This window comes from Nonomuraea sp. NPDC003727 (genome assembly GCF_053586935.1).
In genome coordinates this window covers 384880-396740 of record NZ_JBSFNE010000010.1, presented here as the reverse complement: position 1 = coordinate 396740, position 11861 = coordinate 384880, and the positions used below count along the sequence as shown (strand labels likewise).

The following is an 11861-nucleotide window of genomic DNA, read 5'->3' as shown; positions in this document are numbered from 1 at the left end:
TTACATCCGGGCTGGCGGCCCGTTCGGGCGGGCGGCTCGGGCCGGTACGGCGGGCGGGTGGCCACCGAGTAGGCCCTGTGGAGGATCGCCAGGCGCACGGCCGCTGACCACTTTCCTGTGAGGAAAACAGGTGCTACTTTCCTGAGAGGAAAGTAGTCGACATCAGGGAAGGCCCATGGACCCTCAGAACGCCCAGTCCTCGCTCGACGACATCAGGCGCCTCCAGGACAAGACCCGCGACGCGATCGTCCGCCAGATGTTCCCGCTGCCCTACGTGGTCGTCTCGGCGCTCGGCATCTTCGCCGGGTTCGCGGCGATCGACCTCCCTCGCCCGTGGTCCATCGCCGGCACTCTGCTCGGGTTCGGCCTGTATGCGGGCATCGGCATCGTGTACGCGCACTGGGCCTCCGTCCGCAGGAAGGCCACCAGCGAGGAGGTGGGAATCTATGTGGCGTTGACGGTCGGCCTCCTGCTCGTCTTCGCCGTCACCAGGATCGTCGCCTTCTTCGTGTTCGGCGTGCCGGCGCACGGACTGCCGTCCCAGGCCACCGTCGCCGGGGCCGCGTCAGCCGTGACGTACGTGGCGATCATTCCCCTGGCCCGCCGGGTCTTGAAGAGGATCGTCGTGCAGGACGGTAGGCGCGGCTGATGGACCCGCTGTTCGACGAGTTCCTGCACGTTCCCGCGCGGTTGTCGATCGTCGCGGTGCTGGCGCCTGCCGACTGGGTGGACTTCGGTTTCCTCAGGGACGCGGTCGAAACCAGCGACTCGGCGCTGTCCAAGCAGGTCTCCGCGCTGGCCGCCGCCGGGTACGTCGCGGTCCGCAAGGGGCAGGACAAGCGGGCGCGGCGCACCTTCGTGCAGCTCACCCCCGAAGGACGGCACGCCTTCCGGCGGCACGCGGCGGCACTGGAACGAATCGTCGAACTCGCCAGGACGCCGGCGGAACAGCACCCGAGGGACGACCAAGGCCATGCCGGCACAGCCGGGGGCTGAGAGCTGCCGGTGACCGTAGGGCGGGACATCGGGGGAGAACCGGTTCAGGGCGCGGGGGCTGGGTCGGGACCCCTCCGATCCGGGGTGGATGCGCCGCGGCGGCCCGCTCCCAAAGTCGCATCCGACAATGGATCTTTGGGCCGAGGCGCCCCCCGGCCGCCCGCCACCAGCATGGTCACCATGTCAAAGACGACCATCCGCGGCGCGCTGGCCGCCGGCATCGCGCTGCTCGCGTTCACGGCGACCCCCTTGACGGCCACCGCGTCCGCCCGCGCCGCCGAACCGCCCTCGCCGTCCCCCGCCTCGCCGTCCCCTGCCTCGCCCTCCGCTTCGCCGGCTTCGCCGTCCCCCGCCTCGCCGGGTGTCCTGCCCAGGCCGAGCGGCCCCCGCGCGGTGGGCGCCACCACGCTGCACCTGGTGGACGACTCCCGCCCGGACCCGTGGGTGCCCGAGGAGAAGGCGCGCCGGCTCATGGTGTCGCTGTGGTACCCGGCGAAGACGTCCACCGGACGGCGGGCGCCGTACATGACGGCGGAGGAGTCGGCGCTGCTGCTGAAGGGGCAGAAGATCACCGGCGTGCCCGGAGACACGTTGAGCAGGACCAGGACCAACGCGATCGCCGGCGCCGCGCCGGTCGGCCGCCGGCGGAGCCTGCCCCTCGTCGTGCTGTCGCCGGGGTTCACCATGCCCCGCTCCTCGCTGACGATCCTGGCGGAGGACCTGGCGAGCAAGGGGTACGTCGTGGCGGGGATCGACCACACCTACGAGTCCTACGGCACGAGCCTTCCCGACGGCCGCACCGCGACCTGCGTCGCCTGCGCGGAGCAGGAGAAGGAGGCCTGGACGTTCGGTGACAAGGCCACCAGGGGCCGCCAGGCCGACATCGCCTTCGTGCTCGACCGGCTGACCGGGCCACGGCCCGCCTGGAAGGGCGGCGAGCTGATCGACCGCTCCAGGATCGGGGTGGCGGGGCACTCCCTGGGCGGCAGCAGCGCCGCATGGACCGTGCTCAACGACTCCCGGGTGCGGGCCGGCGTCAACATGGACGGACCGTTCTTCGTCCCGGCCCCCGGCGAGGGGCTCGACCGCCCGTTCCTGATGATGGGCGCGGGGAAGGTCCACGAGCCCGGCGGGCAGGACTTCACGTGGGGACGTGACTGGAAGCGCATGACGGGCTGGAAGCGCTGGCTCACCGTGGACGGTGGCGACCACGGGTCCTTCACCGACTATCCGCTGCTCCTGGAGCAGGGCGGCATCGATCTCGGCACGCCGCTGTCCGGGGCCCGCGCGGCCGAGATCACTCGCCGGTACGTCGGCGCCTTCTTCGACCTGCACCTCGGCGGACGGCACCAGCCGCTGCTCGACCGGCCCTCCCGGCGCTATCCCGAGGTGAGGTTCTGGCGCTGACGTCCTGCCGGGCGCCCAGCACACCCACCGGCACCGGGCGCGGCCGTCGCCCCGGACCGCCGCCGGCCAGCGTGGTTCCCGGCGAGCAGGCGTGACCCCTCGTCCCTGGTGCGATCTCGGCCTCGCGCCCTGGGTGGAGGGCACGCCTACCGAGGTCGCACGAAGCACCCGGAGAAACAGCTGTTCGGCCAGGGCCTGAGCGGCCGAAGTCGGTGCCGGAGCACGCCGGCCCCTGCTCGGCGTGTCCGGCGCGGGAGTCAGCCGGCCCGAGCTCGGCGTGTCGCGGTCATCGGCCCGTCGCGCGCCGCTTGAGCGCGGCCAGCATGACGCGGCGCACGAAGCCGCTGCCCAGCCTGATCACCGCCCAGTAGCGGGCCATCGCCCGGCGGGCGTCGGGGCTGGTGGTGATCAGGCGGGTCTCGGTCGTCAGCAGGATCCGGCCCCGGCCGAGGTCGGACAGGCGGAAGCCGACGACCGCCTTGGCGTAGCCGGGACGGTCGAAGGCGGCGAAGTCGGCGACGGGGACGGTGCCGGCCGCGCCGAGCCGCCACCACTGGCCGACCACACCGTGCACGATCTCGCTGCCCGGCACCTCGTCGAGCACGTCGAACACCGGCAGGTCCCGCTGCGGATGCCCATGGAGCAGGCGGGAGAGGAGGTCGCGGGCGGCGAACAGCGGCCGGGCGGCCCTGACGTCGCCCGGCTTCAGGTCGTGGAGGGCGGCCCAGACCCGCTCCCGGGAGGCGTGGATGACGATCGAGTGCCGCTCGGCGTGTTCGGGGTCGGGCATGTACCGGTCGACAAGGGTGGACATGCGGTCCACTCTCCGCCGGGAAGCCAGCCGGCGGCCTCCCACGGCAGAGGGAAAACGCTCCCCCGCGCGGGGGAGCGCGTCGAGTGGCCTACAGATCCTTCTCCTGCTGGTCGAGGATGGACAGGGCCACCGACACCGCCGTGGCGGCGTCCTCCGCCTCGATCGCCGCCAGCAGCCGCTCGTGCGAGGTGTCCGAGCCCAGCACCGCCCGCTCCATGCAGTGGTCGCTGCGCACGCTGTCCCGCAGCGCGTCGCTCATGCTTCGGTACAGGTCGCCCAGCACCGGGTTGTGCGCCGCCTGCGCCACCAGCAGGTGGAAGTCGACGTCGGCGTCGGCGAAGGCGTCCAGGTTCACCGAGCGGCCGGCCTCGGCCCGGCGGGCCAGGGCCTGCCGCATCAGCTCGAGGTCCTCTTCCGTCCGCTTGGTGGCCGCCAGCCGCGCCGCCACCAGGTCCAGGCCGCGCCGCACGTCGATGATGTCCATGGCGGCCGCCCTGTCCAGGCGCCGGCGCAGGGCCACCTGCGACTCGTCGCTGGCCGTCACGTACGTGCCGTCGCCCTGCCTGGTCGTCAGCAACCCCGCGTGCACGAGCACCCGTACGGCCTCGCGCACCGACAGCCTGCTCACCCCCAAAGAGGCGGCCAGCTGGCTCTCCGACGGGATCTTGCTGCCGACCGGCCAGGCCCCGCTCGCGATCTCCTGTCGCAGCTCGGCGATGGCGGCGTCGACAAGCGAGATCCGGCCCACGTTCCGCATCAGTCCTCTTCTCTAAACATCTGATGTCTGATAACTCTAGTGCGGAGTTCTCCTCAGAGTAAGGGGATCACCTCCCATGAGTTCCGTGCTGTTCACCCATATCCATCCCCATGACCTGCTGGTCGTCGACGGCCGCATCGCCGACCCCGCGACCGCTCCAGAGAACACCATGATCGTGGACGGCAAGGGCGCCCTCGCGCTGCCCAGCCCCGTCGACGCGCACATCCATCCCGACAAGACGACGTGGGGCCGGCCCTGGCTGAGCCGTGCCCACGCCGAGACCCTCATGGACCTCATCGAGGGCGACGTGCGCGCCCGCGCGGCCATGACCGCGTCGGTGGCCGAGCGGGCCGGGGCGCTGATGGACACCGCCATCGCCCGCGGGACCCGGGCCTGGCGCGCCCATGTGGACGTGGCCCCCGTCTACGGCCTGGCCAACGTGCACGGTGTGTACGAGGCCGCACAGGCCCGCAAGGACCTGCTCGACGTCCAGATCGTCGCCTTCCCCCAGCTCGGCCTGCTCACCAGGCCGGGCACGGCCGAGCTGATCGAACGCTCCCTCACCGAGGGCGCCGACGTGATCGGCGGCCTGGACCCCGTCGGCATCGACGGCGACCTGCACGGCCACCTCGACGTGCTGTTCGGCATCGCCGAGCGCACGGGCGCGCCGATCGACATCCACCTGCACGACCGCGGCGAGCAGGGCCTGGCCCAGGTCAGGGAGATCGCCCGCCGCGCGGCCGGCCATCCCGTCACCATCAGCCACGCCTTCTGCCTCGGCGAGGACACGGCCGGCAGCAGGGCGGCCGACGAGTTGCTCGCGCGTTCCGGCGTCGCGCTGGCCACCTGCGCGCTCGGCGCCGACCCGGTGCTGCCCGTCGGCCCGCTCACCAGGGCGGGCGTGCTGCTGGCCGCGGGCTCCGACGGCGTCCGCGACCCGTGGACGCCCTTCGGCGACGGCGACATGATCGCGCGGGCGCACCTGCTCGCCTATCGCACCGACGCCCGTACCGACGAGGAGCTGGCCGCCTGCTACGCGGTCGCCGCGCACGGGGGCGCCGCGCTCCTCGGTCTGGAGCGGGTCGATCTCCAGGTCGGCGACCCCGCCGACTTCCTGCTGGTACAGGCCGGCTCGCTCGCCGAGGTCGTCGTGGACCGGCCCGTTCCCCAGTTCGTCGTCCGCGGCGGTGCCGTGATCGCCCAGGACGGACATCTCCTCGAAAGGTCCCCTCGATGATCCGTCGTGCCGTACCTGTCGCCGGGCTCGTCCTGACCCTCGCCGCCTGCGGCGGCGCTCCGCAGCAGCAGCAGGCGCCGGCGCAGGACAAGCCCGCCGCCCTCGACCTGAAGACCTCCACCACCGCGGCCGCCAAGGGCCTGGACCAGGTGACGTGGAACCTGCCCTACGAGCCGCAGACGATCGACCCGATCCGGTCGTTCAACTACGCGGAGAACACCGCGCTGGCCAACATGTGCGAGAGCCTGCTGCGGCTCACGCCCGACTTCGAGATCAAGCCGGGCCTGGCGGAGAAGGCCGACAACCCCACGCCGACGACCTGGGTCTACACGATCAGGAAGGGCGTGAAGTTCTGGGACGGCAAGGAGCTGACCGCCAAGGACGTGGCCGCCAGCCTGAAGCGGCACCTCGACCCGGCGCTCGGCACCTGGTGGGGCGACTACTTCCACACCGTCGAGTCGGTCGAGGCCACCGGGCCGATGCAGGTCACGGTGACGCTGAAGCAGCCCGACGTGCTGTTCAACCAGGCCATGGCCACGGCGGCGGGCGCCGTCGTGTCGGCGGAGTTCGCCGCGAAGAAGGACCTGGGCTCGCCCACCACCGGTGTCATGTGCACCGGGCCGTTCGCCTTCAAGGGCTGGAAGCCGGGCGACTCGCTCACGCTCACCCGCAACGACTCCTACTGGGACAGCACGCTCGCCGCCAAGTCGAAGGAACTGGTCTTCCGCTTCATCGCCGACGAGACCACCGCGGTCAACGCGCTGCGCTCGGGCGAGGTGGACGGCCAGTACTTCTACCTGCCGCCCGCCGGCCTGGCCCAGCTGCGCGAGTCCACGACGGGGTCGGTGACGCTGGGCAGGTCGCTGACGTTCTGGACGCTGCTCAGCGCCGCCAAGTCCGGCCCCTACGCCGACCCGAAGGTCCGCCAGGCGCTCTCGCTCGCCCTCGACAGGGCCGCCATCTCCAAGGTCGTCTTCCAGGGGACCGCCGCCCCGCAGCGCGCGCTGGCCGGCGCGGAGTACTGGGGCTACGAGCAGAACACCTTCAAGCAGGCCTACGACGCCCTGCCGCCGGAGACCCAGGACCTGGCCAAGGCCAAGCAGCTGCTGACCGAGGCGGGCACGCCGACCCAGCCGATCACCATCGGCATCCAGGGCAGCGCCGCCACCCACGAGCAGACCGCCAACCTCATCAAGGCCACAGGTGAGGCGCTCGGCCTGAAGATCGACATCAAGGTCATCCCGGTCGAGCAGTACGGCAACCTCTACAGCGACCCCAAGGCGCGCGAGGGCATCGACGCCTTCTTCTCCACCTGGTACGGCAACGTGCCCGACCCGCTCGACATCTACACGGTCTTCCTGGCGGGCGGCAGGACGAACTTCAACGACTACCCCGCGGTCGACGCCGACATCAAGAAGGCCAGGGCGGAGTACGACCCGGTCGCCCGCGCCGCGCTGGTCACCGGCATCCAGGACAAGGTCACCCGCGACGTGGCGTGGATGCCGCTGAACAACCTGCCGGTGATCCTCTACATGAACAACAGGGTCACGGGCGCGGTCGCGTCCTTCCCCTACCTGTACTACCCGTGGGCCGCCGGGCTGGGCGCCAAGTGAGATTCGCGTTGAAGCGGCTGGCAGGGCTCGTCGTGGTCCTGCTGGTCGCCTCCTTCCTCGTCTACGGCCTGCTGTACCTGGTGCCGGGCGGCCCGATGGCCTTCCTGCTCGGCAACCGGAGCGGCACCCCCGAGCAGATCGCCGCCATCCGGGCCCAGTACCACCTCGACGACCCGTTCCTCGTGCGCTACGTCTCGTGGCTGCGCGACGCGCTGACCGGCGACCTCGGCAGCTCGCTGGTCTACCGGCAGGAGGTCTCGGCGCTGATCGGCTCGCGCGTGGCCACCACCATCCTGCTGGTGGTCTACGCGACCGTGCTGATCTCCGTCGGCGGTGTCGCGATGGGCCTGCTGGCGGGCCTGCGCGGCGGCCGGGTGGAGAGCGCCGTCGGCGTGCTGACCTCCGTCCTGCTGGCCACGCCGCCGTTCGTGGTCGGCGTGCTCCTGGTGATCGTCTTCGCGCTCGGCCTCGGCTGGTTCCCCGTCTTCGGGGCGGGCGACGGCCTGCTCGACCGCCTCTACCACCTGACCCTGCCGGCGATCACGCTGAGCCTGGCCAGCGCCGCCTTCCTGGCCCGCATCACCCGCGCCTCCGTCCGGGAGGAGCTGGGCCGCGAGCACGTCGAGACGGCCCGCGCCCGCGGCTTCGCCGAGCGGCACATCGTCCGGCGGCACGTGCTGCGCAACGCCTCGATCCCGGTCGTGACCGTGACCGGGCTCAACGTCGCCGGCCTGATCGCCGGCTCGGTCGTCGTGGAGAACATCTTCGCCCTCGACGGGCTCGGCTCGCTGTTCGTCCGGGCGATCCTGCAGCGCGACTTCGCCATCGTCCAGGCGGTGGTGCTCGTGCTCGTGACCGCCTTCGTCCTGATCAACCTCCTGGTGGACCTGTGCTACTCAGCTCTCGATCCGCGCCTGTCGCGGTGACCCGCCTGGGCGGCCTGGGTACGGCGTCCGCCGTCCTGCTGGCCGCCGTGGCGGCGACGACCCTGCTGGCGCCGCTCCTGGCGCCCTACGACCCCGACTTCCCCGACCTGATGAACGCGCTGAGCGGCAGCACGGCCGCGCACCCGCTGGGCGCCGACGCGCTCGGCCGCGACGTGCTGTCCAGGCTCATGTACGGCGCGCGGACCACGCTCATCGGCCCCCTTCTGATCATCTGCGTCTCCAGCGTGGCCGGCACCGCGCTGGCGATCACCGCGGCGTGGGCGGGCGGCCGGGTCGACGCGGTGATCTCCCGGCTGCTCGACATCCTGTTCGCGGTGCCCGGCATCGTCTTCGCTCTGGTCACGGTGGCCGTCCTCGGTCCCGGCATCCCAGGCGTGGTCACCGGGCTGGCCGTGGCGTACACGCCGTACGTGGCCAGGGTGGTCCGGTCGGCGGCGCTGCGCGAGCGGAGCCTGCCGTACGTGGCGGCGGCGTGGGTGCAGGGCCGCTCCGCCTTCGCCATCTGCACCCGCCACCTGCTGCCGAACCTGCGGCCCATCATCGTGGCCCAGTCGGTGTCGGCGCTGGGCTTCGCGGTGATCGACGTGGCCGCCGTCTCCTTCCTGGGGCTCGGCGTCCAGCCGCCGACCGCCGACTGGGGGTTGATGGTCAAGAGCGGGCTGGACAGCGCGCAGCGCGGCCAGCCGCTGGAGGCGATCGCGGCAGGCGTGATGATCGCGCTGGTCGTCGCCGCCGTGAACATGCTGGGCGACCGGCTGGGGAGGCGGCGATGAGCCTGCTGTCGATCGAGAAGCTGGCACTGGCCGTTCCGGCCGGAGGCGAGTGGAAGACGCTGGTGGAGGAGGTCGACCTGACGATCGGCCGCGGCGAGGCCGTCGGCCTGGTCGGGGAGTCGGGCTCGGGCAAGTCGATGACCGCCCGCGCCGTCATCGGGCTCACCCCGCCGGGCGCCAGGATCGCCGGGAAGATCCTCTTCGACGGCGTGCCGGTGCCCTCCGGCAGGGCGCTGCGCGAGCTGCGGGCCCGGCGGGTCGCGATGATCTTCCAGGACCCGCGGGCGCACATCAACCCGGTGCGCAGCGTCGGCGACTTCCTGACCGAGGCCATGGTGACCAACCTGGGCGTCCCCGCCCGGGAGGCGGGCGCGCGTGCCGTACAGCTGCTCGAGGAGGTCGGCATCGGCGACGGGGCGCGGCGGCTGCGGCAGTACCCGCACGAGCTGTCGGGCGGGCTGCTGCAACGGGTGATGATCGCCTCGGTGCTGGCCGCGGAACCCGACCTGATCCTGGCCGACGAGCCCACGACCGCGCTCGACGTGACCACCCAGTCGGAGGTCATGGCGATCCTGGACGAGCTGCGGCGCGAACGCGGCATGGCGATGCTGCTGATCACGCACGACCTGGAGCTGGCCGCCGCCACCTGCGACCGGCTCGCGGTCATGTACGCCGGCCGGATCGTCGAGGCCCGGCCCGCCGACGCGCTCACCGCCACGCCCCTGCACCCCTACACCAGCGGCCTGCTCCGCTCCCGCCCCAGCCTGGAGCGGGTCGCGCGGCGGCTGCCGGTCATCCCGGGACGGCCCGTGGCCGCCTTCGAAGCCGACCAGGGATGCGCGTTCGCGCCACGCTGCGAGCACGCGCTGTCCTCGTGCGGCGCGGACCGGCCCGCCTTCGACGGCACGGTCGCCTGCTCCCGCGCGGCCGAGCTGACCCTTCAGGGGGAGTCATGACCGGGCTCGCCGAGGTCACCAGGAGACAGCGCACCTCGGTCATGAGGCCGGCGAAGGAGGACTCATGACGGTGATCAGCGCCGAAGGGCTGCGCAAGGTGTACGGCGAGGCGGTCGCCGTCCAGGAGGTGTCGTTCACCGTCGAGGAGGGCCAGTCGCTGGCCATCGTCGGCGAGTCGGGATCGGGCAAGACCACGGTCGCCAGGATGCTGCTCGGCCTGGAGACGCCCACCAGCGGGACGATCACCGTCTGCGGACGGCCGCGCCCGCCGGGAAGGGTCTCGTCGAAGGAGCGGCGCAGGCGCGCCAGGGAGATCCAGATCGTCTTCCAGGACCCCTACTCCTCGCTGGACAAGCTGCAGCGGATCGGCGACGTCATCGCCACCAGCCTGTCGCTGCACTTCCCGCTCACCCCCGCCGAGCTGCGCAGGCGCACCCTGGAGCTGCTGGAGTCGGTCGGCCTGGCCGAACGGCACGCCGCCATGCTGCCCAGGCAGCTGTCGGGCGGTCAGCGGCAGCGCGTGGCCATCGCCAGGGCCATCGCCGTCGAGCCGCGCGTCCTGGTGCTGGACGAGGCGGTCGCCGCGCTCGACGTCTCGATCCAGGCCCAGATCCTCAACCTGCTGGCCGACATCCGCGAGCGGGGCGAGATCAGCTACGTCTTCATCTCACATGACCTGGCCGTCGTCAACCAGATCAGCGACACGGCCATCGTGATGCACAAGGGCGCGGTCGTGGAGCGCGGTCCCACCGCGGACCTGCTGCGCGACCCTCGGGAGGACTACACCAGGGCCCTGCTGGCCGCCGTCCCCCGTCCCGGCTGGAAACCGACCCGGAGAAACAGGACACCGTGAGCACCACCACTCTCGTCACCGCGTCGTACGTCGTCGGCTTCGACGGCAGCGACCACGTCATCCACCGCGACGGCTGCGTCGTCTACGCGGGCGACTCGATCGTCCACGTCGGAGCCGCCTACGAGGGACCCGTCGACGAGGTGATCGACGCGGGGGAGGCGATCGTCGGGCCCGGCTTCATCGACCTCGACGCGCTGTCCGACATCGACCACGCGATCCTCGACACCTGGCACGCCTCCTCCGACGGGCTGACCTGGTCCCTCGACTACGCCACCACCCGCAGGGCGGCGGTCTTCCCCCTGGAGGACACGCTGTTCATGCGGGAGTACGCGCTCACCCAGCTCATCCGCAACGGCATCACCACCGCGATGCCGATCGCCGCCGAGACCCACAGCGCGTGGGCGGAGTCCTACGAGGAGTTCGCGGGCATCGCCGAGATCGCCGGACGGCTCGGCCTGCGCATGTACCTCGGCCCGAGCTACCGCTCCGGCGTGCCCGTCCTGGCCGGCGGCCGGCGCGACGTCCACTGGGAGCCGGACCTGGGCGAGAAGGGGCTGGCCGACGCGGTCAGGTTCACGCGCGACGTCGACGGCACCTACGGCGGGCGGCTGCGCGGCGCGCTGCTGCCGTGCCGCATCGAGACCCTCACCCTCGACCTGATGCGCGCCACCGCGCGGGCGGCCGAGGAGCTCGACTGCCTGGTGCGGCTGCACTGCATGCAGAGCTTGACGGAGCTGCGGCTGCTGCGGGACTGGCACGGCAGGCACCCGCTCGACGTGCTGGACGAGGTCGGGCTGCTCGGCCCGCGCCTGCTCATCCCGCACGCGCTCTACACCGGCACGCCCGACGCGCCGTTCGAGGGCTCGCCCGAGCGGCTGGCGTCACCGGCGGGCATCGTGCACTGCCCGCTGACCATGGCCAGGTACGGCGACGCGCTGCGCGACTTCGACCGCTACCGGGCGGCCGGGGTGAACGTGGCGCTGGGCACCGACTCGTTCCCGCCGGACATGATCCGCAACATGGACTACGGCACCAACCTGGCCAAGCTGGTCACGGGGCGGCTGGAGGCGGGATCGGCGGCCGACTACTACCGGGCGGCGACGCTGAACGGGGCCAGGGCGCTGGGCCGTACGGACCTGGGCAGGCTGGCGCCGGGCGCGAAGGCGGACCTGATCGTGGTGGACCTGTCGGGGCCGAGGACCGGGCCCGTCGACGACCCGATCAGGACGCTGCTGATGAACTGCTCGGGCGCCGACGTCTCCACCGTCGTGATCGACGGGCGGGTCGTGATGCGGGACGGGGTCATCCCCGGCGTGGACGAGGAGGCGTTCAGGCGGCGGGCGCAGGCGTACTTCGAGCGGATGAAGGCCGCCTACCCGGTGCGCGACCACCTGCGCCGCCCGGTCGAGGAGCTGTTCCCGCCGTCGTTCCGCGTGCTCTGAGTAGTTGTAATCGTCATTTACGGGTAATCGCCGACGGGTCAACCGTCCAGGCGTCTATGATCATGC

General features: G+C 72.0%; 12 protein-coding genes. 10 read left to right on the top strand and 2 right to left on the bottom strand.

Going from position 1 to position 11861, the window contains the following annotated elements; translation table 11 throughout:
* Positions 1-175: 175 nt before the first annotated feature.
* The 3 genes from ACWDLG_RS26880 (at position 176) to ACWDLG_RS26870 (ending at position 2403) form a co-directional block, all read left to right on the top strand.
* A complete protein-coding gene (locus ACWDLG_RS26880) occupies positions 176-649 on the top strand; it encodes a hypothetical protein (RefSeq protein ID WP_449924813.1) in 474 nt (157 codons plus the stop codon).
* Complete coding sequence (locus ACWDLG_RS26875; RefSeq protein ID WP_449924811.1) at positions 649-996, top strand: winged helix-turn-helix domain-containing protein; 348 nt, start codon at positions 649-651, stop codon at positions 994-996. Before ACWDLG_RS26880 ends, ACWDLG_RS26875 begins: the two co-directional genes overlap by 1 nt.
* 180 nt (positions 997-1176) lie before the next feature.
* Positions 1177-2403, top strand: a complete 1227-nt coding sequence (locus tag ACWDLG_RS26870; RefSeq protein WP_449924808.1) for an alpha/beta hydrolase family protein — start codon at positions 1177-1179, stop codon at positions 2401-2403.
* Between the two features lie 286 nt (positions 2404-2689).
* Here ACWDLG_RS26870 and ACWDLG_RS26865 read toward each other — a convergent pair whose 3' ends face one another.
* Positions 2690-3217, bottom strand: coding sequence for a hypothetical protein (locus ACWDLG_RS26865; RefSeq protein ID WP_449924805.1), 528 nt, complete (start codon positions 3215-3217; stop codon positions 2690-2692).
* Positions 3218-3305: 88 nt separating this feature from the next.
* The gene (locus ACWDLG_RS26860; RefSeq protein WP_449924803.1) at positions 3306-3974 is read right to left on the bottom strand and encodes a FadR/GntR family transcriptional regulator; all 669 of its coding nucleotides are present in this window, start codon (positions 3972-3974) and stop codon (positions 3306-3308) included.
* Positions 3975-4050: 76 nt separating this feature from the next.
* On the opposite strand from ACWDLG_RS26860, the gene ACWDLG_RS26855 reads away from it, so the two are divergent.
* From ACWDLG_RS26855 to ACWDLG_RS26825, 7 genes are all read left to right on the top strand, one after another.
* A complete protein-coding gene (locus tag ACWDLG_RS26855; protein WP_449924800.1) occupies positions 4051-5211 on the top strand; it encodes an amidohydrolase in 1161 nt (386 codons plus the stop codon).
* Entirely contained in the window at positions 5208-6824 is a 1617-nt protein-coding gene (locus ACWDLG_RS26850) for an ABC transporter substrate-binding protein (RefSeq protein WP_449924797.1), read from the top strand. Before ACWDLG_RS26855 ends, ACWDLG_RS26850 begins: the two co-directional genes overlap by 4 nt.
* Positions 6821-7750, top strand: coding sequence for an ABC transporter permease (locus tag ACWDLG_RS26845; protein WP_449924794.1), 930 nt, complete (start codon positions 6821-6823; stop codon positions 7748-7750). Before ACWDLG_RS26850 ends, ACWDLG_RS26845 begins: the two co-directional genes overlap by 4 nt.
* Positions 7747-8544, top strand: coding sequence for an ABC transporter permease (locus ACWDLG_RS26840; RefSeq protein ID WP_449924792.1), 798 nt, complete (start codon positions 7747-7749; stop codon positions 8542-8544). The genes ACWDLG_RS26845 and ACWDLG_RS26840 overlap by 4 nt, the downstream gene beginning before the upstream one ends.
* The gene (locus tag ACWDLG_RS26835) at positions 8541-9500 is read left to right on the top strand and encodes an ABC transporter ATP-binding protein (RefSeq protein ID WP_449924789.1); all 960 of its coding nucleotides are present in this window, start codon (positions 8541-8543) and stop codon (positions 9498-9500) included. Before ACWDLG_RS26840 ends, ACWDLG_RS26835 begins: the two co-directional genes overlap by 4 nt.
* Before the next feature lie 64 nt (positions 9501-9564).
* On the top strand, positions 9565-10353 hold the full coding sequence (locus ACWDLG_RS26830) for an ABC transporter ATP-binding protein (protein ID WP_354904799.1): 789 nt from the start codon (positions 9565-9567) through the stop codon (positions 10351-10353).
* On the top strand, positions 10350-11795 hold the full coding sequence (locus ACWDLG_RS26825) for an amidohydrolase family protein (protein ID WP_449924786.1): 1446 nt from the start codon (positions 10350-10352) through the stop codon (positions 11793-11795). Before ACWDLG_RS26830 ends, ACWDLG_RS26825 begins: the two co-directional genes overlap by 4 nt.
* Positions 11796-11861 lie beyond the last annotated feature (66 nt).